Genomic DNA, 19,768 nt, shown 5'->3' with positions numbered 1-19,768 from the left:
TATTAGGCTTAGTACATTAGTACAATGAGATCGTTAAAGTATCTTTCTCGTACAACGAGTGAAGCGTGGCTTCACTGCCGTTGATTTCAACGCTGATCAATGATTTGATACAGTTTTTTAAGGCATTTTTACCCGTTGTAAGCTTGCGGTTCAGGACATCGGACAATTTTTCGATTGCTTTTTTATTCGTATCGGTTAAATAGACGGGAATTGTGCGGTTATTAAATAAAATCATTGTTTTCATAGGGGAATGCCTCCATTCCATTAATAGACTTTGATATAACATATACGGATAAAACCCGCAGAAGGTTTCGCCCGAATATTAATTAGCTTACTTTATTATCTTATTTTAAGCGATAAAGATTAAGATAAACTTAAAAAATGGTTATGATTTCTTTACAATTCAAGGAATCTGACGACGACAGGCGCCAAAGAGGGCAGGTTGAGGGGCTCAAACCGAAGAAATGGCAAAATCGCATAAGAAAATAGTAATAAGACAACTGTTTTTTTGTTTCCCTTAGCCCGTATAATGAGAATCGTGGAACTTTAAAATACAGACAGCAACAATGAATCGAATGATAAAGGAGTGCTTAACAGGTGACACGTCCGGGTATCGGTTTACAGATGTATACGCTTCGTGAAGAAACAGCTCAAGATTTTGAAGGTACACTGCGCAAGGTTGCGGCAATGGGCTATGAAGGTGTTGAATTTGCCGGTTACGGGGATATTCCCGCCGAACAAATGAAAGCGCTGCTGGACGAGCTTGGTCTGGTTGCAATCGGCAATCACGTGCCTCTCGTGAATCTTGAATCCAAGATTGAAGAGGAAATTGCTTATTTGACTACAATCGGAGCGAAATATGCCATCTGCCCTTGGCTCCCTGTTGAAGTGCGCGACGCGGATGCCTGGAAGAAGCATCTCGTAAACTTCGCGGAATACGGTAAGCGATTCCAAGAAGCCGGCATTATTTTCTGCTACCATAACCACGAATTCGAATTCGAAGTTGAGATCGATGGACAAATCGTGTTCGACAAGCTGTACGAAACGGTTAGCGCTGACCTGCTTCAAGTCGAGATGGATCTTGGCTGGGTGCAATACGCAGGCCGCAACGTGCTTGAATACATCTCCAAATATGCCGGCAGACTGCCGCTTGTTCACTTGAAGGACTTCGTTAAAAATACGGAAAAAGCCGAAATCGACACGGTTGAACTTGGCCGCGGCGATCTCGATCTGCTTCCTCTGATTAAGCAATCCGAGCAAGCGGACGTAAAATGGCTGATCGTTGAGCAGGACCGCTGCGCGAATCCGCCGCTTCAATCGGTTGAAGAAAGCTTCAACTGGCTGAAAACGAACTATCTGAATCAATAAATTTCGACTTTTGACTATAGAAGAGGCAGGGGAAAAAAATGAGCAAAGTAAGAGTAGCAGTAATCGGTTGCGGTTCCATTTCCAAACATCGTCATATTCCTGAGTATGCAAGCAACGAGAATGTTGAATTGGTTGCATTCGTTGATCCGGTAATCGAGCGCGCGGAAGAGTATGCCGCAAAACACGGCGGCAAAGCTTATGCCGATTACGAGACTATGCTGGCTGAAGTTAAGCCGGATGCGGTAAGCGTATGTACGCCTAACTACCTGCATGCGTCCATGTCGATTGCGGCAGCTAACGCTGGCGCGCATGTCCTTGTTGAGAAGCCAATGGCTGTAACGGACGAAGAAGCGGCTGCTATGATTGAAGCTGCTGCGAAAAACGGCGTGAAGCTGATGGTTGGACATAACCAACGTCTGATGCCTCCTCACGTAAAAGCTAAACAAATTCTCGAATCCGGCGTTCTTGGCCGCGTTCTGACCTTCCGCACATCGTTTGGCCATCCGGGTCCGGACGGCTGGAGCATCGACGGCGCGGGAAGCTGGTTCTTCCGCAAGCCTGAAGCTATCATGGGCGCAATGGGTGACCTTGGCGTGCACAAATCCGACCTCATCCGTTACCTGCTGAACGATGAAGTATCGGAAGTTGCCGCGTTTATCGGTACAATCGACAAAGCCGGCGACGTTGACGACAACGCTAACGTTGTTGTGCGTATGAAGAGCGGCGCAATCGGCTCCCTGGTTGCAAGCTGGACGTACTACAAAGGCGAAGACAACAGCACCGTTCTATGGTGCGAAAAAGGCGTGATGAAGATCGGCACGCATCCGGAAGATCAAGTTATCGTCGAGCTTCGCGACGGTTCCGTCGAAAAGCACAAAGTCGGCGAAATCTCCACAAACACGAAACAGCTGTCGAGCGGCGTAGTGGATGCGTTCATCGATTCGATCGTTAACGACACTGTGCCGGCTATCCCTGGCGAAGAAGGCCGCAAATCGCTTCAGGTTATTCTGAGCGCATTTGAATCCCAAGCAACAGGCCAATTCATCAAAGTAAACTAATCGATATCGATATCGCTATATATTGAAGAAACTCCTCAAGAGGCTGCCCGAAAAGGCGGTTTTTTGGGGAGTTTTTTTGTTTATTGCGATCTTTTTGAAATCGCTTTCTTAAAGGATTCTAATGTTTCATCCTCCTAGAGTTTAAAAATTCTGACATTTATGCGGAATAGCCAACGGCCGCCTGAATTTGCGGTTTTAGCGAAAAGTGAGCACATTCTCATAAACACGCTCAACCGCCTGTTTTTACAGTGAAAACGCGTAACTTACCAGTTTTTGTGCCATGAAACAAGTTCGAAACACATGTTACGATAAGTGGCGTCGGAGGGCAAGTGCTTAACGAGCTCACAAGCAAACAAGACAACAACTTTTATACCACATACAATTTTAGGAGGATGAAATCATGAAGATGCAAACATTACGAGTGGGTGTCACTAGCTTAGCAGCAGCAGCTTTGATCAGCATAGGTGTAACGACTCCAACTGCAGGTGCAGCACCAGCTGTGAAGACTTACTCCACTAATTGTAATAATGTTTCGATGGATACAATTAATCAAATTGCTCAGCAATACGGTATCGATTTGAGCAAGATTACTTTTGGCGGCATTACGATTCAATTGCCAACGCAAGTAACGAACCCAAGCACGGGTACTGGCAATACAACAACGCCTACTAAGCCAACAACACCAACTACACCATCTAAACCAACAACGCCAACTACACCATCTAAACCAACAACGCCAACTACGCCGTCTAAACCAAGCACGGGTTCCGGCAACACTGGAAGCACCGCCGGTAACACTGGCAGTACAGGAAACACAGGCAGCAACACTGGAAGCAACGCAGGCAGCGGTACCGTATCGCAAAGCGAGTTCGCATCCCAAGTTGTAACGCTTGTTAACAAAGAGCGCGCTAATGCCGGTCTGAAAGCTTTGACATCTGACGCTCTTCTGACTAAAGTGGCTACGGCAAAAGCACAAGACATGTACCAAAACAACTACTTTGACCATAACTCTCCAACTTACGGCTCGCCGTTTGACATGATGAAATCGTTTGGCGTGACTTACAACTACGCTGGCGAGAACATCGCTATGGGTCAAAAATCGCCAACTGAAGTTATGACAGCTTGGATGAACAGTGCCGGTCACCGCGCTAACATTCTGAACGCAAACTACACGAAAATCGGCGTAGCTTACGTGAATGGCGAGTGGGTACAAGAATTCACGGGCTAACCCTTCAATAAAGCTATTGAAGTCATTTAAACCGGAAGAACCAAGCGTCAGGCGGTTCCGCCTGACGCTTTTCTTTTCTTCACATAAGTAAGGAATCCGTACTTACCATACGCAGAAACCAGGGGGACAACACAAATGAAGAAAGCATCGATGATGACGACGGCAGTACTCGGCTTATCTCTTATTTTTGCCACAGGATCGGTTCATGCGGCCAGCAAGACACATACGGCTGTTGAGGGCGATACATTCTGGAAGCTCTCGCAGAAATACAGCGTGTCGGTTGATAAATTAATGAAAGCGAATGCAAAGATTAATCCGCTGAATATTTACGCCGGTCTTAAGATCGTTATTCCAACAACAACGGCTAAAGCTGCGGCAACGGCAAAAACGACATCTACCGCCAAGGCAGCAACGGCGAAAGCGGCTAAAGTTACGGCGCAAAGCGTAACGGATCAAGCAGGCACGATCCATACGTTCAGCAAGCAGCTGTCCATTCAAGCGACGGCTTACAGCGGCGATGCTTCCGAGAACGGCGGCTGGGCAGGTCTGGATTACTTCGGCAATAAGCTGAAGGTAGGCACGGTTGCGGTTGATCCTAAGGTTATTCCGCTCGGCACCAAGCTGTACATTACGGGCTATAACTCCGACGGTCTCCCAACAGGCGGGATGATCGCGACGGCATCCGATGTAGGCGGCGCGATTAAAGGCAATCGCATCGATATTTATTTGCCGGGCACGCCCGCAGAGGTAAGCCATTTCGGCATTCAGGACGTAAAGGTATTTATTCTTAAGTAACCGGATAACCGGCAGCCTCTTGGGCTGCCGGTTATTTCATTTTATCCGCGGACTGATTCAGCAGCTCAGGGAGCGTGACAAACTTGTATCCCTTTTTACGAAGCTGCGTGATTAGAACGGGCAACGCGTCAATCGTTCCGGACAAATCTTGACCGTAGCCGCCGCCCGCATGCTGCAGGACGATCGAACCTGGCTGAAGCGTCTTCTTAATGTTATGCAATACGATGCCGCTGTTCGGATTGTTGCGCCAATCCACGGAATCCACATCCCAGTTGACGACGGTATATCCGCTTTTGCCCGACCATGCCACTTGATCCGGCCGCATCTCCCCGTACGGTGGGCGGATGAAGCGGGGATGATACCCGATAATTTTGCTTACGATCGCGTCCGTCCGCCAGATTTGGGTATGGAATTCCCGGGAACTAAGCTGTGACATGACGGCATGGTTGTAAGAATGATTGCCAATGGTATGCCCCTCGCGGTGAATACGCCGGACCAGAGCCGGATGCTTCACTGCCCGGGAGCCAACCACAAAGAAGGTTGCGCAAACGTCGTAGCTCGCGAGAACGTCAAGGATTTGAGGCGTAAACCGAGGATCCGGCGCATCATCGAAAGTAAGGGCTACCCGCTTGGCGTTTCTTGGGCCGTTAAGGATAAACGTATCGGGAAACTGCTTATGCATCCTTACCCAGGACGTATCCGCCGTTTTTTTCTTTTTTTGCTTTGCGGGTGCAGAGGCATAGGCCAGCTCTACGGAAGCAAGCAGCAATACGATGGTAAGCAGAGAGGCAAGCCATCGTTTGTAATTGCCGGACATCGTCGGCATTCCCTTCATTCGTATAAAGCCTCCGTTTCTTATGTAGTCGCGAAGCTATTTTTCCCCGGAATGGAAGGGATCATGCGCATCATAAAAACAGCCGCATCCGGTAAGCCGGATGCGGCTGTTTCATTATATGATCTCATTTCATCTTGAACACTTGAATCGTGCGTTGAAGCTGGGTAGCCATATTGAGCATTCGCTCCGTCTCCTGCACAACGCCTTGAACGGATGAAATCTGCTCGTTCATGGAGGCGGATACCTGCTGGGTGCCGGCTGCGGATTCCTCCGTGATGGCGGAAATATTTTGGATGGCGTCGGAAATTTTACGCGCGCTCTCCAGCATTTGGTCGCTTTCGCTTGCGAATGCCGCAATCTGCTCCGTAATGAACTGTACGCTTTGAACGATCTCGGCGAAGACCATCTCGGATTCGCGGATCCGCTCCGTCTGCATTTTAACGACCTCTTCGTTTACCTTCATGTGATTGATCGTTTGTTTAATGCCTTGATCGATGCTCTTCACGAGGCTGAATACTTCCTTCGTGGAAACCGTAGCTTCTTCCGACAGCTTACGCACTTCTTGGGCGACTACCGCAAAGCCTCGGCCATGCTCGCCCGCACGGGCAGCCTCGATAGAGGCGTTAAGCGAGAGCAGGTTGGTCTGCTCGGCAATATCGGAAATGGCCGTAGTCATTGCCGTAATGCCTTGCGCCTTGCGAGCCAGGTCGGTAATCGTCTCGGATACCTTCTCCGTTGCTTCCACGTTGCGGCGCATCCCTTCGGATTGCGCTTCCAGTGCTCCGCGTCCTTTGTCTACGAGACTCAAGGTGAGTTCGGAGCGTTCGTTCATTTCTTTCGTCGCATGGGCATAATTCGCAACCTTCTTCTCGATCTCGGCAATGGATTCGCTCATGTCCGCAACATCCTCGGATATTTCGTTAGCGCCCGTAGCCAGTTCGTTGGAGGAGGCGGCAACCTGCTCCATCGCGATCTGAATATGATTGTTTTTATCGAAAATATTGCGGCTTGTTTCGGATACATGCCTTGTAATATTAGAGGTTTCGGTCAAAATATCACGCAGCTTGTCCACCATGCTGTTGAAGGCATGGCCTACTTCGCCAAGAGACGCGTTTGCAGCCGTATCGATTCGTTGCGTAAAATCGCCTTTGGAGATCCGGAACGCCGCGTTTGACATCTCTTCAAAGGAGGAGTTTAAAGCCTTTTCGATAAAGCCGACGGTTGGATAAGCAAGAACCGCCAGTACCACCGTTACAATAAGGCCGGCCAGGATGGAGCCCCCGCTGAATAAAATAACCAGGTTCAGCGCGATTGCAACTAGGACCAAATTTAAATAAATGGAGGTCATCAGCTTACTTCTAACGGATAAGGAATAGTACCATTGGCTCATTATGTAAGCGCTCCTTTTTATAGAATAACCATATTATAGCATCAGCGGTGAAATTGGTCTATAAATGTCGAATAAGATCGAGATAAGTTTCGGGAAAATAGATGTAATTGCGCGATAATTGTAAAAAATTATAATTTACTATATTGTCAATTTATTGAAAAGATTCTATAATCAGACCTGAGAACTAGTTGGAAACAACTAATTACAACTATTTTAGGGTAGAAAGGAGGAGAAATTATATGAATTTGGATGCTATGCCATTGGCACGGCAAGTTGACTTTGTTTTTCGCCAATTAGAAGAGGAACTTACAAATGCGGTTGGGGGGACGGTTCATATTCACATTCGGAATAACGCGGTGGGCAAATTCGGCCTTCGCCACAATCCGATTGAGACTAGTAACGGCAAGCTGGAGCAAGACGGAGAAGGCGGAATGACGCCGACTCAGGTCCAGGCGTTCCGCAAACTTGCGATTGATGCTTTGAAATTGAGAAGGAATTGGACTCATGGCGAAATTATGTACGATTTCGCTGTCCGGCAGCACGCGGGCACCTGGTCGGCTAGCATCTGTTACGAATCGAATTATAATACAGCCAACTGGAGTTATCGTTACCAGCAGCCGAAGCCACAAATGCTGCGGGAAAAGAACGGCGAACATACCGGCTTTGATTTTTAGGCTAGAGCCATTATTTATTCGGACAGCCGTGCAGGATTTCCTGCACGGCTGTTTTTTTGCTTACTTAACTTCATGGCCTCCCGAATGCAGATGGGGAATGCCGCCGCTGTTGACCTCGTGCTCCTGCGCAGCCGCAGGGAGCAGGAAGCCGAGCAATAACGGGAGAAGGAACAATCCGTAGACAAGAAGGCTTTTTAGAGGGGACATGGAATGATCGTGATCGTGGTCATGATTGTGGTCGTGGTCATGGTCATGATGGGAATGAATATGGCCGCATTCCTCGCAGTCCGCATCGGGCTTGCGCTTCATGGCCAGCATAGCCTGGTGAATGGCGGCGACGTTCAGGACAACGGCCGACAGCTTGACGTATAGCTTAATCCCGGGGGATACATACAGCGGCAGCTGGCCTAACCGGTCGAGGTAAATGATCAGAAAGGCAAATCCCGCAAGAAAGCCAGCCCGTATCCAGTTATGATTCATCGCAGCACCTCCAGCAGCCATACGCTAACCAGCACAAGGGCGAAGGCCATCAGCGTAACCGATAGAACGATTCGCGCGCGGAAAGCGGACAGCATCATCAGCGTATTTTTCAAATCGATCATAGGGCCAAACACGAGAAAAGCAAGCAGCGGTCCCGTATGGAACATGCCTCCGAACGAAGCGGCTATAAAAGCATCCGAGGTCGAGCAGATGGACAGCAGGAAGGCTAGCCCCATCATGAAGAAATAGGAGAGAACCGGCTGACCGGCAACGGCCTCAAACGCCTGACGGTCAATGAAGGACTGGATAAAGGCCGTGAGCAATGCGCCAAAGATCAAATATTTGCCCATGTCGAAAAACTCGTCTGAAGCATGGCTAAGCGTTGCCGACAGTCGCCTGTTTTTCTTGACCGGTTCGGGCGAATGTTCCTTTGCATGCCGATGTGCATGTTCAATGTGATGTTCATGGCGATGCGCAGGGATGTTGACGGACGACGCTTCTTTCAGAGGGCTGCCTTTCATGAACCGGTGAAGGAGAAGCCCGATGACAACTGTAACGATAAAAGCAATGATAAGGCGGTCGTAGGCCATTTGCGGCTCCGAGCGGAAAGCGGCATAAGTGGACGTAAAGACAATCGGGTTAATAATGGGTCCCGCGAGCAAGTACACAATACCGATATAAGCGGGCATGCCTTTTCGGATCAAACGCCGCACAACGGGAATCATTCCGCATTCGCATAACGGGAACACAAGACCAAGCAGGGTGCCGAAGAGAATGCCGACCAAGTGATGCTTGGGCGTCAGCTTCCGGATCATCTCGTCGGTTACGAATACCTGGAGCAAGGCAGAGAAGATAACGCCAAGAAGGATGAAAGGAAAAGCTTCCAATATAATGCTTAAACATGCAATTTTAAACTCTTGCGCGCCATCGGACTCGAGCAGAGCAAGGGACCAGGGTTGTCCTGCCAATATGAGGAAAATCATCACAAGACATCCGATCCCGAGCAGCGGGGTCCCAAACCGGAATAACATGTTCAGCATGAGCCAACCTCTCTTTGATTACCAAGAAATGTTTACGTTACTAACCAGCTTATGCGGGGCTTGACCGGGATAGGACAACTTTTGCGTGCCGGGCTTGACATGCCGGTAGAGACTTGCGCTATAATCAGGGTACGAAATGCGATGAAGGGAACAAGTAAGCAGCAGGGATTAATGCGTTACAGAGAGCTGGCGGACGGTGCAAGCCAGTGCAAGCCTGATTGCTGAATGGATCCTGGAGCCGAGAGCGGAACGCAGACTTCTGAAGTGCTGTCTATGCTTATCCGGCCGTTCCCCGTTACGGAACAATGAAGGCTTATTGTCTTTAACCCGCCCCGATGCGTATCGGATATCAGCGGGCGGCAATGAGTAAATTAGGGTGGCACCACGGTCCCTCGTCCCTTGCGGCGGGGGATTTTTTGCGTTCGAATACGCACTAGAAACTGATTAGCAGAAGAGGGGACGAGCATTTTATGAAAAAGGTACTTTCTGGCATTCAGCCGAGCGGACAGCTTACGCTGGGCAATTATATCGGCGCCATGCAAAACTTTGTAAAGCTGCAGGAAACGGAAGAATGCTTCTTTATGGTCGTGGATCTTCACGCGATTACCGTGCCACAGGAGCCGGCTATGCTGCGCGAGCAGATCGAATCGGTTGCGGCTTTGTTTATTGCTGCGGGCCTTGACCCGGCTAAAGCAAACATCTTCGTGCAATCCCATGTGCGCGCGCATGCCGAGCTGGGCTGGATTATGACGACTCTGACCGGTATGGGCGAGCTTGAGCGCATGACGCAATTCAAGGACAAATCGGCCGGCAAGGATTCGGTTGGCGCGGGCTTGTTCGTTTATCCTTCGCTGATGGCCGCGGACATTCTTGTGTACAATGCGGACCTTGTGCCGGTAGGCGACGATCAAAAGCAGCATCTGGAGCTTACCCGCGACCTCGCGAACCGCTTCAATTCAAGGTTCGGAGAATATTTCACGGTTCCCGAACCTTACATCCCGACGGTTGGCGCAAGAATCATGTCGCTTGACGACGCGAGCAAGAAGATGAGCAAGAGCAATCCGAATGCCGGCAGCTATATTGCCCTTCTCGACGAGCCGAGCGTCATCCGCAAAAAAATCAGCCGCGCCACAACGGATTCCGGCCGCGAGGTGAAATATGATCCGGCGAACAAACCGGAGATCAGCAACCTGATCAGCATCTACTCGCATTGCGCGAACATGACCATCGCCGAGGTAGAAGCCCGTTACGAAGGCCAAGGCTACGGTCCGTTCAAGAAGGATCTGGCCGAGCATGTCGTAAACGTCCTTGAACCGCTGCAGCAGAAGTACAAGGAGATCCGCGAATCCGGCGAGATTCACGCGATCCTGAAGCAAGGCGCGCAGCGCGCATCGGAGCTTGCGGACCGCACGCTTGCCGGGGTCAAAGAAAAGATGGGCTTTCTTGCCCCGCGAAATTAATAAAAAATAAAAGGCTGGCGCTATTAGCGTCAGCCTTTATTTTCGTTGCGGCGCCGGATTCTTGCTTTCACCACAAAACCTCCGCCAATCATGCACAGAGTCAGAATAGCAAACAGAATGGCCAGCCAAGCGTTAAAAGATATCGAAATCGCGGTAGCGCACATAAGCAGAACAGAGACGACGGCGAAGAACAGGGATAGCGGTTTAGACAAGGCGGAAACTCTCCTTTACGGATGCTTAATATTATTTTTTCGAGCTTAGCATATTTTGCGTCAACATGCTCATAATAAGCTTGCAAGCTTGCAAAACATCACAGCTCTTAACTGAAGGGAGATTATCAGCATGGCTAGCAACAGATCGAGCAATCAATTGGTGGTACCACAAGCACAACAAGCTCTTAACCAAATGAAAATGGAAGCAGCTTCGGAGCTTGGCGTACAAATTCCGGCAGACGGTTACTACGGTAACGTTACATCGCGCGAAACAGGCGCGTTGGGTGGTTACATTACTAAGAAACTTGTCCAAATCGCTGAACAACAATTGTCCGGCGGCAGCTTCCGCTAATCGTTTATAAATACACAACGCTTCAGAGGAAGCCACGAAGCTCAAGGGTAAAACCTTGAGCTTTTTCCATGCGCGCCAGCCAGCGTGAACACGAAAAAAAGCCCCTTCTTATTGTGCGTCAGGGGCTTTCCTTCGTCAAGTCGGATTGTTAATAAGAGTTCATGCGAAGCCGCTTCATTAAGCGGTCGTCGCTTAACCAGCCGACATAAGAGCCAACCGTTTCATATTCCTTGTTCATGAGGAGCACGGCTACAAACGGATATTGCTTGCGGTGCCGGTACCGGACATCCGACCAGCGGACTTCATAGCCCCAAGGATGCTCCTTTACTTCGGCGCAGGCAAATTTGGTGAAATACAAAAAGCTTCGAATCGCGTTGTCATTCCTGGATTTGGCAACGGCTGGATGGTCGGAGCAGCGGACATTGTCCAGCCATCTGAGCTTGTTGCCGCGAAGGTCCCCGATAACAAAGCTGCCGTCCGTTGCGCGCTTGACGATATTCCAATGCGACAGCGAGATCGTTGGAATGGCTACGTACGCTTGCGTTCCGTCCGGTTCGGGGTCCAGGGATTGAAGCCTGCGAAGCGTGCTTCTGTGAGCGAGCGTCCGCCATGTATAATAGATGATGGTAAGCACGTACAAAACCGGAAAGACGGCAACGGGACTCGCAAGACCAAACGCCCAAAACAATATCGCAATCACATGGGTAGTGAAGATAACCGGATCAAAGATATGGATGATGTTCCAGGAGATCCATTTCTCCGTGAACGGCCGCATGGCTTGGGTTCCGTAAGCGTTAAACAAATCGGTGAATACGTGAAGGCAGACGGCTAACAGCACCCATGAGCCGACATGCAGCCAAGGGAGGCTGCCGCGGTAAACGAGCTGAATCAATCCCGTAATCAGAATCGTCCAGATGGCAATAGCCGGCAAGGAATGGGAGATGCCGCGGTGATTCCGGATATAGCTGGCATTTCCTTTCAGCCTTAGAAAGGTGTCAAAGTCCGGGGCCTGCGAGCCGATGACGGTTCCGACCAAGACCGCGGCGAAGATGGATGGGTTATTGGCGACAACGGGATCGATGCAGGCCAGTCCGGCAAGTCCGATACCCATGACAAGATGCGTTCCTGTATCCATGTCTAGAGACCTCCTTATCATTATTGCGGGGACTTTAACTCAATTAGCTGTAGTATCAACGGAGGAGCTTTACTTTATCAGTGGTAAAAAGAAAGGGGTTATCGACAACGATGTATATTTGTTTCGCTGAATATAAAATCGCGGCAAACGAAAGGGATGCTTATTTAGCCTATGTACATGCATTAATGAAGGAATCGGGACAGAACGTCCAAATATATGAGGGTACGGATCAAATCAACCTGTTTGTCGAGATCTGGACGGCTGCAACCGAAGAGGAAGCCGAAGCCATAAAAAAAGAACGCTGCGATGAGCGTTCTTCTTGGTACCGGGTTGCCGAATGGATTCCCGGCGGTGCGGACAAAATGCATGTATGGACATTCAAGCCGGCGGGGGCAGGCTTAAATGCAGGGTAGCACTTAGCCTTCGCGGCTTGTCAGCGGAGTCGTATTCGTGATTGTTCCGCCTTGGAACGGGTATTCGTACGCGATTTCGCCTTCGAAAGTTACATAATCCAGGTTCAAAGTGAGCAGCAGGTAACGCATGCCTGTGGAAGGATCGCTAATAATGATATGGTCGCGGCCAGCTGCTTCGATAATGCCGCGGAATACTTTGGCGTTCCATTCGCGGTTGTTTTCGTATGTCATGTAAAAGGTAGCCATTTTGCCGCGGTTTAGACGCAAAATGTTCTCTACATAAGATTCTTCCACACCCACTGTTACAATGTTTCCGCCGGTTGGCGTAATGAACGAACCGCTAGGCACCTGCGGAGGCGATTGCACTCCAAGCGTTCCTTGCATAGCTGGCATACCTTGCATACCTTGCACAGCTGGCATACCTTGCATACCTGTCATACCTGGCATAGCAGGCATAGGCATTGGCATTGCCATGTTAGGCATAGTTGCGGCAGGAGATACGGCATTCGGGAAGCCGCCGCCGAAACCGCCGCCTGCAAAAGGGCTGACTCCACCGTAACCGCCCGTGCTGGCCGGACTTACTGCATTTTTGTAACCATAACCGTAAGACATGCTGTTGATCCTCGCTTTCAATCTTTGAAATTTGTTGACTGATCCTTACACTCGTGGACGCTTGCTTTGTTCGGATTATTCCTTGTCGCGTGCGCTCTGCACAGAAGAAACCTTGCTATTGCGTAGCCTCAAAGCCTCCGGGATTCTGATGCTGATGACTGCCGTATGTTCGGGCTCTTTGCTTCCCTTTACCCTATACAGAGCTGGGCACTTGACTACATACCTATAGTATTGAAGAGCGGTCAAAAGGGTTCCACATTTATTGTCACAATTTGAATGGCGAATTGATGAACAATAGCTCCGAACGTTGTCATGGCATCTATTTTTCTGTATGATTAAGAACGATTCATCAATGAAAATGTATAGGCGCGCGTGCTTGCGTGCCTTGTTGCATAACTCGGGAGGCTCGCTTCGTGTTGAAAGATTTAATTGCATTGACCAAACCACGGCTGCTCCGGCTTAATGTATTTGCCGCAATTGGCGGTTTTTGGGTCGCTTCCAAATGGGATATTGACTGGCTGACATTGCTGTGGGTCGTTATTGGCTCAGCGATTACGATAGGTTCGGGTTGCGTCATTAATAATTATTGGGACCGAGAGCTGGATAAAAAGATGGAGCGCACGAAAGAACGCGCGTTGCCGATGGGTCGCCTTCAGCCTGGCTTTGTGCTCGGATACGGCATCGTTCTTGGCATAATCGGCCTTGCGATATTGTTTGTTCTGGTAAATCCGGTTACGGGCTGGCTTGGCTTTTTGGGCTGGTTTGTTTATATCTTCATTTATACAATCTGGTTGAAACGCACGTCCACCTGGAGCACGTCGATCGGCGGTATTTCCGGGGCAATGCCTCCGGTGCTGGGTTATTGCGCCGTAACGAACGAAGTGGATATGGGAGCATGGCTGCTGTTTGCCTTCTTGTTCCTGTGGCAGCCGGCGCATTTCTGGTCGCTTGCCATCCGCCGGGTTGAGGAATACCGTACGGCCGGATTTCCGCTGCTTCCGGTTGTGAAAGGCATTAAACGGACCAAGCTGCAAATGATTCCGTATGTCGTCCTTCTGATTCCAACCTGTGTACTGCTATACACCTACGGATACACGGGCATTGTATTCCTGATCCTGTCTGTGATCGCCGGGGTTGTTTGGGCTGTTCACACGATCCAGGGCATTAAAGCGGAAAATACCGAGAAATGGGCGAAGGTCAACTTCCTTATTTCCGTTAACTATTTAATGGTTGTCTTTATTGTCATGATGGCAAATACCGTGAAGTAATCTGTTCAGCTATTGCTTTGGATGATTCCTATTAGGGAGGACGAGAACCGAAATGGCATTTCTCAAAAAGCACAGCTTCAAATTCGCTGTACTGGCGCTCTGCTTGGCAATGGGCATTTATTTATTCATTACGAACTACTCGCAGTCGAGCGGCGGCAGTAAAATGCCCGTCCAAATGGCTGCTCCGTCATTTGCATTGAAAGATATTAACGGCAATGAGGTTTCGCTGGATTCCACAAATGGCAAAGCGAGGCTGGTCTACTTCTATTGGGCAAGCTGTCCGGATGTATGCCCTCCAACAACGTTTATGATCTCCGAGGCAGAGGACCAACTCCGTGAAGCAGGGCTTCTCGGCACGAAAGCTGAGCTGATCTCGATTACTTTCGATCCGGCTCATGATACGCCTGATGTCATTCGGGACTTCGCAACCCGCAACTTTGCGCAGCTGGATGAAGGGGGCTGGGACTTTCTGCGCGGCGATGACGAGGAAGCCGCGATCAAGCTGGCAAGAGATTTTGGCGTCAGCGTGAAGAAGGATGAGGCAACCAAGTCATTCATCCATATGAATGTCATCACGCTCGTTGACAAGAAGGGCCAAATACGCAAATGGATTAACGGCAGCGATGAATCACTTACGCCCGAGAGCTTGGTGTCGGATTTGAAGCAGCTCGCGAAGGAATAAGCGATGGACATATTTTGGCATATATTATGGAGCAATGTCCTGCCGCTCACATTGATGATAGCTGTCGGCTTCACAATGCAGCGGCTTTTTTCTTTGGATATCAAAACCTTGTCGAAGCTGAACTTTTATGTATTTTCTCCGTCTGTTATTTTTAATTTGCTGTACACAACGGATATCTCCGCCGCTTTGATCGGCCAGGTCTTATTGTTCGTTATTCTGTTTATGACCCTGCAGGCTTCGTGCGTAGAGGCAACCGTCCGGCTGCGCGGGCTGGAGGGGGGCATGCGCGGGGCGATGCGCAACAGCGTCCTGTTCTATAACAGCGCCAATTACGGGATTCCGCTTAATCAGCTTGCTTTCTCGGCGAACCCTTATACGCTGTCGATTCAGATTATCGTAATGGTTACGCAGTCTCTGCTTCCAAATACATTCGGCATTTATAGCGTCAATGCGCATAGGATGAGCTTCCGCTCTACGCTTCGTACCATACTGTCGCAGCCGATTATTTACGTCATTCCGATTGCCTTTCTGCTTCACGGTCTTCAGGTGCAGCTGCCGCTATCCGTCGAGACGCCTATTACGTATTTGTCCAACGCCTTTATCGGTACGGCTCTGGTTACGCTGGGCGTACAGCTTGGCAATATGAAGTGGGAGCTTAACCCGGTTCTGATCAAAAACGTTCTGCTTTCGAACGGCTTGAGGCTGATAGGAGGTCCGGCTTTGGCCGCGCTGGTCGTGTGGGTGCTTGGATTCTTTATGACGATCGACCATATGATGGCGGCGGCGCTTATCGTATCGTCATCCGTGCCGACCTCGCTGAGCAGCGTGCTTCTCGCGGTCGAGTTCGACAACGAGCCGGAATTCGCCTCGCAGGCCGTATTCCTCTCAACCGTGATCAGCATTATTACGGTGGCCTTCGTTATTTTTCTTCTTCATATTTAACGGGATATTGGATGAATGCCTCCAGACCGGCCTTCTCCAATTGCTCGATCAGATAATCCTCCGGGGTATGCTCGACTCCAGGGTAACCCCGGCGGGTGTAGATATGCTCGGCGTCAGGGAACAAATCGCGGAGGATGCCGCGGATGCGCTTGCCCGATGAATCGTTGTCGGTGAAAATATAGACGTCCTTGTCCCCAACCTGCTTGCGCAGCTTCTCCAGCTGTACGGTACCCGGCGTACCAAAGGTGCAGAAGATGGGGACGGATTCATCGAGCACGCGGCGAATACGGCTTCTGTCGTTTTTTCCTTCTACAATAATGGCGATATCCATAGCAGTCACCAGCCTTTTATTCTGTAGCATCTTACATGTAGTGTAGCGATATTCGCCGGCCGCGGGCAAGAAAAAGATTGTTAATGGAAAAAGGGACGGTGCCAGTTGGGCTCCGTCCCTTTTCATATTCATAAAAGAGTTTCTTAGTATAATCCGCCGCCGCAAATCGTGCAAACGATGATAACGAGCAGGATGAACAATACGAGGATGGACCCCACATTGTTAAAGCCGCCACCGCGATGATCGTTTAAAGGTGAAACATGAATTTCAGACATCTAAGTCACCCCTCTCTAGCAAGCTTCAACGTCATGTCGACCGGGTAATGTTCCTTCCGGAGCAGCCGTCCTTCCGGAACATCCGTCCTTCGTGGCCACCTGACATAGTGCATTATATGCCCGGGTGAGCGAATGGCCTTGTGCATTCACCTAGACTTGGGAAAAATGGGTGTGAGCGTAGTTTTTCTGCGGTGAAAGGGCAATACGCAGACGCCAATCATCAGTCCAAGAAAGGCAAGATAGTAAGGGGACAGATTGTCCCGCAGATGGCCGGCAAGCATTGGTCCAAGGAAGGCGCCAACCGAGTAGGCGATGGAAAGAACCGAGAAGGTACGGCCGTACTTGGCGCCGCCGCTAAGCTCGATAAGCAGGGTTGAGATAGCCGGAAGAACGATGCCCTTGGCCATTCCGACAAATAGCAGTAGCATAAAGAAGGGCAGCGGGGGTTGGGCAGCGATCGTAAAGTAAACGAGAGCTAGTCCAAGCGCCCCCCACAAGGTCCGGTAATAAGATGAAAGCTTATTTAAGAAAAGCATGCTGAGCGTAATCAACGCGCCGATGCTGACGACGGAGAACAGAATGCCGGTCTCCATCATGCCCTCCGAGGACGTCGCCATCAGCGGCAGCTCGAACGAGAGGATGCCTTGCGCGCAGCTCATGGCAACCGGCAGAAGGAACACCAGCCAAGGGATGGGAGTCCCTTCGTTCAGAACAGGCTTCGCACTGCTTGGCGCGGGCTCAACCTGGGCGGCAGGCGCGGCCTTAATATCCCGGATGAAAAACAAGGCGCAGACCGCGGTAATAATGAGCACCCAGCCGAGTAGATAAAAAGCGGTTGTGAACCCGATTCTGGCAACCAGATACGCGCCGGCTGCCGGAGAGACAACCGTGGCCAGCGTATGCACCAGTCCGTTGCCGGCCATAAACTTGCCTTGCTTGGTTACGTCGCTTGAGATACGGGCCAGCAGGGCAAGACAGGCGGGAGACAGAAAGGCCAGCACGAATCCGCTGATCGAGCGGAGCACCAGCAGCTGCCACGGATCGGTTACTTTGGATTGAAACAACAGCACAACGCCCGCGCCCATCAGGCTGAATACGATAAACAATCTGCTTCCGAACCGGTCAACCCCGTATCCGGCCATAATATTGCCCGGCAGGTGGGTGATGGAGTACATGCCCATCATCAGTCCGATGAAGGAGGGTGCCGCGCCAAGTGAGATGGCGAAGGGCGTAAGGATCGGGTACTGCGCATGCAGATCAAAGAAAGCGACGAACAGAAATAGATAAAGCCAGATTGCGGTTTTCAACGGCCATGTTCCTCCTTGCATATCCTCTTAATTTACTTGTACGTGAAAGATGGACAGGATATGTCTTTCGGCGCGGATATGAGCCTTACGTTTACGGCATATTCTGGGTGGGTTATAATGTTTGATAATAGGACATTGCGCGAGTTATAATAGGGCTAATGCTTACGAACTGAGAAATTACCACAGTGTAAGCAAAATCCCGCCTGCTTGTGTAGATAATTCTTTTTGGGAGGGATTGTTTGTTGAAAAATTACTTTGATTTTTCCGGCTACGATTGGGATGCATGGAGCACGTTCCTGCAGGATCATTGGCTGGTGCTTGTCATTGCTCTGGTTGTACTGCTCTTTATTATCCGAGTCGTTAAGACCTTCGTGAAATGGGCACTGGTGCTCGTCATTGTTGTCGGTATTGTCGCTTACAGCGGATATACGCTGGATGACGTGAAATCGATTGGCACGCAGGCGATCGACAGCCTGAAGCAGGAAGCCGTATCGGCCATGGCGGGAGAAGTGGATAAAGCAACGTTTACCTCGAATTCCGACGGAACCTTTACCGTGAAAACCGAGAATCTGGAATTGACAGGTGTTCCCGGCTCCGGTGAAGTGAACGTAAAATTCCGCGGCAAATCGGTTGGTACGATGAAAATAGATTCAACCATTCAGGCGCTTATCTATCAAGCGAAGGCCAATGGTAAAGTATAGATAGAGAACAAATACAACAACGCAATGCAGGTAGAGGCAAGGAGGGGCAAAAGATGATGGAATGGATTCGCGCAGGGACGGCCTGGGAACCGGTCTCGCTTATCGTTCTTCTCCTTCTGCTGGTTTCGCTGCTGCAAGGAATGAGAAGAGGCGCGTCGGGTTCAGCGAGGCGCCTTTTCTTTTTTGTATGGGACGGCATTCTGTTAATCGTGTGTCTTGTGCTGGCCGGGAAAATCGCGGGCAGCTTGTCTCCGCTCGCAGCGGATTGGCTCAGCGGGCATGTAACCGTGCCGCAGAAGGAAATGGGTGCAACCTCCCAAGCTTGGTATACGTTTATAACAAGCCTGCGCGATTTCGCCCTGCTCCGGTACGGCATCCTGTTTTTGCTCTCGTATTTGCTGCTACGGCTGGCCGCTTCCTTTCTTGCGCCGCTGCTGGAGACTTTGTTTGCCGGCAGACAGCAGCGCGGCAGACACGAGAGCATGGAGCGTCTTCCGGGTGGAGGAGCGGCAAGCCGCGCGGCTGGTGCGGTTTTCGGCACGGTTCACGGAGCGGGGCGGGCATTCGTATTCGTAGCCGCTTTGTTTATTTATGTCTCGCTGGCTCCTAACGGCCTCTGGTCCGGATTGATTCAGCAATCTCCGTTATACATGAAGGCATCGGATGTTCTTGAGCCGGTTGCCGGAGATATGCTGGCCGGACGCGGGCCCGTTCTGGCGGAAGCCGTGCAGGAAGAGTTCCAGAATGTGCTGCAGCGCAAATACGAGATAATCGATTACAATATCCCGTCGGATATTGAGCAGGCAGCCCTGCAGATTACGAAGGACAAGAAAAGCGAGGAAGAAAAGGCAAGGGCTTTGTATGACTGGCTCGGCAGCCGAATCGCATATGACTGGGACAAGGCTAATAATTATGTAGACAACGGAGTATGGAAGGAACAGAATCCGGAGGAGACGTTTGCAACGCGCAAAGGCGTATGCATCGACGTAGCCAGGCTGTACGCCGTGATGGCGCGTGCGTCGGGCCTGGACGTGAAGGTCGTTACCGGCACGGGGCTTGACGGGCGCGGAGGCTCCGGGCCGCATGCCTGGAACGAAGTGAAGGTAGGCAGTGCCTGGATTCCGCTTGATGCGACATGGGCATCCTCCGGCGATTGGTTTAACCCGGTTGATTTCGACAAGACTCATATCCGGGCCGTTTAAGTTAGAAT

General features: G+C 50.3%; 24 protein-coding genes. 13 read left to right on the top strand and 11 right to left on the bottom strand.

The window, feature by feature from the left end; translation table 11 throughout:
• Window positions 1-16: 16 nt before the first annotated feature.
• Entirely contained in the window at window positions 17-244 is a 228-nt protein-coding gene (locus FHT67_RS18080; protein WP_091185155.1) for a 3-dehydroquinate dehydratase, read from the bottom strand.
• A 353-nt stretch (window positions 245-597) separates the two neighbouring features.
• Between FHT67_RS18080 and FHT67_RS18075 the strand changes: the two genes are divergently transcribed.
• The 4 genes from FHT67_RS18075 (at window position 598) to FHT67_RS18060 (ending at window position 4,449) form a co-directional block, all read left to right on the top strand.
• A complete protein-coding gene (locus tag FHT67_RS18075) occupies window positions 598-1,368 on the top strand; it encodes a sugar phosphate isomerase/epimerase family protein (protein WP_132307976.1) in 771 nt (256 codons plus the stop codon).
• A 38-nt stretch (window positions 1,369-1,406) separates the two neighbouring features.
• Window positions 1,407-2,426 carry a Gfo/Idh/MocA family protein gene (locus tag FHT67_RS18070; RefSeq protein WP_167200442.1) on the top strand — a complete coding sequence of 340 codons (1,020 nt, stop codon included), beginning with the start codon at window positions 1,407-1,409 and terminating at the stop codon, window positions 2,424-2,426.
• Window positions 2,427-2,826: 400 nt separating this feature from the next.
• On the top strand, window positions 2,827-3,654 hold the full coding sequence (locus FHT67_RS18065) for a CAP domain-containing protein (protein ID WP_167200439.1): 828 nt from the start codon (window positions 2,827-2,829) through the stop codon (window positions 3,652-3,654).
• A 135-nt stretch (window positions 3,655-3,789) separates the two neighbouring features.
• Window positions 3,790-4,449, top strand: coding sequence for a 3D domain-containing protein (locus FHT67_RS18060; RefSeq protein WP_132307970.1), 660 nt, complete (start codon window positions 3,790-3,792; stop codon window positions 4,447-4,449).
• A gap of 31 nt (window positions 4,450-4,480) precedes the next feature.
• Here the strand turns inward: FHT67_RS18060 and FHT67_RS18055 are convergent, their stop codons facing one another.
• The gene (locus FHT67_RS18055) at window positions 4,481-5,284 is read right to left on the bottom strand and encodes a polysaccharide deacetylase family protein (RefSeq protein ID WP_167200436.1); all 804 of its coding nucleotides are present in this window, start codon (window positions 5,282-5,284) and stop codon (window positions 4,481-4,483) included.
• 124 nt (window positions 5,285-5,408) lie between these two features.
• A complete protein-coding gene (locus FHT67_RS18050) occupies window positions 5,409-6,674 on the bottom strand; it encodes a methyl-accepting chemotaxis protein (protein WP_132307966.1) in 1,266 nt (421 codons plus the stop codon).
• Window positions 6,675-6,913: 239 nt separating this feature from the next.
• On the opposite strand from FHT67_RS18050, the gene FHT67_RS18045 reads away from it, so the two are divergent.
• On the top strand, window positions 6,914-7,348 hold the full coding sequence (locus FHT67_RS18045; RefSeq protein WP_167200433.1) for an O-methyltransferase: 435 nt from the start codon (window positions 6,914-6,916) through the stop codon (window positions 7,346-7,348).
• 60 nt (window positions 7,349-7,408) lie between these two features.
• Here FHT67_RS18045 and FHT67_RS18040 read toward each other — a convergent pair whose 3' ends face one another.
• Both FHT67_RS18040 and FHT67_RS18035 read right to left on the bottom strand, forming a co-directional pair.
• Window positions 7,409-7,828 carry a DUF1980 domain-containing protein gene (locus FHT67_RS18040; RefSeq protein WP_132307962.1) on the bottom strand — a complete coding sequence of 140 codons (420 nt, stop codon included), beginning with the start codon at window positions 7,826-7,828 and terminating at the stop codon, window positions 7,409-7,411.
• Window positions 7,825-8,868 (bottom strand): permease, encoded by a 1,044-nt coding sequence (locus tag FHT67_RS18035; protein ID WP_167200430.1) that lies wholly within the window; start codon window positions 8,866-8,868, stop codon window positions 7,825-7,827. The genes FHT67_RS18040 and FHT67_RS18035 overlap by 4 nt, the downstream gene beginning before the upstream one ends.
• Window positions 8,869-9,338: 470 nt before the next feature.
• On the opposite strand from FHT67_RS18035, the gene trpS reads away from it, so the two are divergent.
• Window positions 9,339-10,328 carry a tryptophan--tRNA ligase gene (trpS, locus tag FHT67_RS18030; protein ID WP_132307958.1) on the top strand — a complete coding sequence of 330 codons (990 nt, stop codon included), beginning with the start codon at window positions 9,339-9,341 and terminating at the stop codon, window positions 10,326-10,328.
• 29 nt (window positions 10,329-10,357) lie between these two features.
• On the opposite strand, the gene FHT67_RS18025 is transcribed toward trpS, so the two are convergent.
• Window positions 10,358-10,540, bottom strand: coding sequence for a DUF5325 family protein (locus FHT67_RS18025; RefSeq protein WP_132307956.1), 183 nt, complete (start codon window positions 10,538-10,540; stop codon window positions 10,358-10,360).
• A 130-nt stretch (window positions 10,541-10,670) separates the two neighbouring features.
• Between FHT67_RS18025 and FHT67_RS18020 the strand changes: the two genes are divergently transcribed.
• The gene (locus tag FHT67_RS18020) at window positions 10,671-10,892 is read left to right on the top strand and encodes an alpha/beta-type small acid-soluble spore protein (RefSeq protein WP_132307954.1); all 222 of its coding nucleotides are present in this window, start codon (window positions 10,671-10,673) and stop codon (window positions 10,890-10,892) included.
• Window positions 10,893-11,040: 148 nt separating this feature from the next.
• On the opposite strand, the gene FHT67_RS18015 is transcribed toward FHT67_RS18020, so the two are convergent.
• A complete protein-coding gene (locus FHT67_RS18015) occupies window positions 11,041-12,027 on the bottom strand; it encodes a metal-dependent hydrolase (protein ID WP_132307952.1) in 987 nt (328 codons plus the stop codon).
• A gap of 80 nt (window positions 12,028-12,107) precedes the next feature.
• Between FHT67_RS18015 and FHT67_RS18010 the strand changes: the two genes are divergently transcribed.
• On the top strand, window positions 12,108-12,440 hold the full coding sequence (locus FHT67_RS18010) for a hypothetical protein (RefSeq protein WP_347880103.1): 333 nt from the start codon (window positions 12,108-12,110) through the stop codon (window positions 12,438-12,440).
• A 3-nt stretch (window positions 12,441-12,443) separates the two neighbouring features.
• Here FHT67_RS18010 and gerQ read toward each other — a convergent pair whose 3' ends face one another.
• Window positions 12,444-12,923, bottom strand: coding sequence for a spore coat protein GerQ (gerQ, locus tag FHT67_RS18005; RefSeq protein WP_167200734.1), 480 nt, complete (start codon window positions 12,921-12,923; stop codon window positions 12,444-12,446).
• A 521-nt stretch (window positions 12,924-13,444) separates the two neighbouring features.
• Here gerQ and cyoE point away from each other — a divergent pair.
• From cyoE to FHT67_RS17990, 3 genes are read left to right on the top strand one after another with little or no spacing between them, the layout of a single operon-like run.
• Entirely contained in the window at window positions 13,445-14,320 is an 876-nt protein-coding gene (cyoE, locus tag FHT67_RS18000; RefSeq protein ID WP_279513583.1) for a heme o synthase, read from the top strand.
• A gap of 52 nt (window positions 14,321-14,372) precedes the next feature.
• On the top strand, window positions 14,373-15,002 hold the full coding sequence (locus tag FHT67_RS17995; protein ID WP_132307946.1) for an SCO family protein: 630 nt from the start codon (window positions 14,373-14,375) through the stop codon (window positions 15,000-15,002).
• 3 nt (window positions 15,003-15,005) lie between these two features.
• The gene (locus FHT67_RS17990; protein WP_132307944.1) at window positions 15,006-15,944 is read left to right on the top strand and encodes an AEC family transporter; all 939 of its coding nucleotides are present in this window, start codon (window positions 15,006-15,008) and stop codon (window positions 15,942-15,944) included.
• Here the strand turns inward: FHT67_RS17990 and FHT67_RS17985 are convergent.
• The 3 genes from FHT67_RS17985 to FHT67_RS17975 all read right to left on the bottom strand — a co-directional run bounded on the left by FHT67_RS17985 (window position 15,922) and on the right by FHT67_RS17975 (window position 17,857).
• The gene (locus tag FHT67_RS17985) at window positions 15,922-16,275 is read right to left on the bottom strand and encodes a toprim domain-containing protein (RefSeq protein ID WP_132307942.1); all 354 of its coding nucleotides are present in this window, start codon (window positions 16,273-16,275) and stop codon (window positions 15,922-15,924) included. The genes FHT67_RS17990 and FHT67_RS17985 overlap by 23 nt on opposite strands.
• A gap of 143 nt (window positions 16,276-16,418) precedes the next feature.
• Window positions 16,419-16,550, bottom strand: a complete 132-nt coding sequence (locus FHT67_RS17980) for a dihydroorotate dehydrogenase (RefSeq protein WP_132307940.1) — start codon at window positions 16,548-16,550, stop codon at window positions 16,419-16,421.
• A gap of 146 nt (window positions 16,551-16,696) precedes the next feature.
• Window positions 16,697-17,857, bottom strand: coding sequence for an MFS transporter (locus tag FHT67_RS17975; protein WP_132307938.1), 1,161 nt, complete (start codon window positions 17,855-17,857; stop codon window positions 16,697-16,699).
• Between the two features lie 242 nt (window positions 17,858-18,099).
• Here FHT67_RS17975 and FHT67_RS17970 point away from each other — a divergent pair, with 242 nt between their 5' ends.
• Both FHT67_RS17970 and FHT67_RS17965 read left to right on the top strand, forming a co-directional pair.
• Window positions 18,100-18,558 (top strand): hypothetical protein, encoded by a 459-nt coding sequence (locus FHT67_RS17970; protein ID WP_167200427.1) that lies wholly within the window; start codon window positions 18,100-18,102, stop codon window positions 18,556-18,558.
• A 53-nt stretch (window positions 18,559-18,611) separates the two neighbouring features.
• Window positions 18,612-19,760, top strand: coding sequence for a transglutaminase domain-containing protein (locus tag FHT67_RS17965; protein ID WP_167200424.1), 1,149 nt, complete (start codon window positions 18,612-18,614; stop codon window positions 19,758-19,760).
• Window positions 19,761-19,768: the final 8 nt, after the last annotated feature.

It is taken from the genome of Paenibacillus sp. BK720 (assembly GCF_011761545.1).
In the GTDB taxonomy this organism is placed as follows: Bacteria; Bacillota; Bacilli; order Paenibacillales; family Paenibacillaceae; genus Pristimantibacillus.
The sequence above is the reverse complement of the archived record's forward strand: the minus strand, read 5'-3'. Positions and strand labels throughout refer to the sequence as shown.

Excerpts from the sequence above, each read along its gene's own strand:
- FHT67_RS17990 (WP_132307944.1), top strand. The coding sequence starts at position 15,006 with ATGGACATATTTTGGCATATATTATGGAGCAATGTCCTGCCGCTCACA.
- FHT67_RS17995 (WP_132307946.1), top strand. The coding sequence starts at position 14,373 with ATGGCATTTCTCAAAAAGCACAGCTTCAAATTCGCTGTACTGGCGCTC.
- FHT67_RS18015 (WP_132307952.1), bottom strand. The coding sequence starts at position 12,027 with ATGGATACAGGAACGCATCTTGTCATGGGTATCGGACTTGCCGGACTG.
- FHT67_RS17980 (WP_132307940.1), bottom strand. The coding sequence starts at position 16,550 with ATGTCTGAAATTCATGTTTCACCTTTAAACGATCATCGCGGTGGCGGC.
- FHT67_RS18040 (WP_132307962.1), bottom strand. The coding sequence starts at position 7,828 with ATGAATCATAACTGGATACGGGCTGGCTTTCTTGCGGGATTTGCCTTT.
- FHT67_RS17965 (WP_167200424.1), top strand. The coding sequence starts at position 18,612 with ATGATGGAATGGATTCGCGCAGGGACGGCCTGGGAACCGGTCTCGCTT.
- FHT67_RS18035 (WP_167200430.1), bottom strand. The coding sequence starts at position 8,868 with ATGCTGAACATGTTATTCCGGTTTGGGACCCCGCTGCTCGGGATCGGA.
- FHT67_RS17985 (WP_132307942.1), bottom strand. The coding sequence starts at position 16,275 with ATGGATATCGCCATTATTGTAGAAGGAAAAAACGACAGAAGCCGTATT.
- FHT67_RS18020 (WP_132307954.1), top strand. The coding sequence starts at position 10,671 with ATGGCTAGCAACAGATCGAGCAATCAATTGGTGGTACCACAAGCACAA.
- FHT67_RS18060 (WP_132307970.1), top strand. The coding sequence starts at position 3,790 with ATGAAGAAAGCATCGATGATGACGACGGCAGTACTCGGCTTATCTCTT.
- FHT67_RS18070 (WP_167200442.1), top strand. The coding sequence starts at position 1,407 with ATGAGCAAAGTAAGAGTAGCAGTAATCGGTTGCGGTTCCATTTCCAAA.
- FHT67_RS18055 (WP_167200436.1), bottom strand. The coding sequence starts at position 5,284 with ATGAAGGGAATGCCGACGATGTCCGGCAATTACAAACGATGGCTTGCC.
- FHT67_RS18080 (WP_091185155.1), bottom strand. The coding sequence starts at position 244 with ATGAAAACAATGATTTTATTTAATAACCGCACAATTCCCGTCTATTTA.
- trpS (WP_132307958.1), top strand. The coding sequence starts at position 9,339 with ATGAAAAAGGTACTTTCTGGCATTCAGCCGAGCGGACAGCTTACGCTG.
- FHT67_RS18045 (WP_167200433.1), top strand. The coding sequence starts at position 6,914 with ATGAATTTGGATGCTATGCCATTGGCACGGCAAGTTGACTTTGTTTTT.
- FHT67_RS18065 (WP_167200439.1), top strand. The coding sequence starts at position 2,827 with ATGAAGATGCAAACATTACGAGTGGGTGTCACTAGCTTAGCAGCAGCA.
- FHT67_RS18050 (WP_132307966.1), bottom strand. The coding sequence starts at position 6,674 with ATGAGCCAATGGTACTATTCCTTATCCGTTAGAAGTAAGCTGATGACC.
- gerQ (WP_167200734.1), bottom strand. The coding sequence starts at position 12,923 with ATGCCTAACATGGCAATGCCAATGCCTATGCCTGCTATGCCAGGTATG.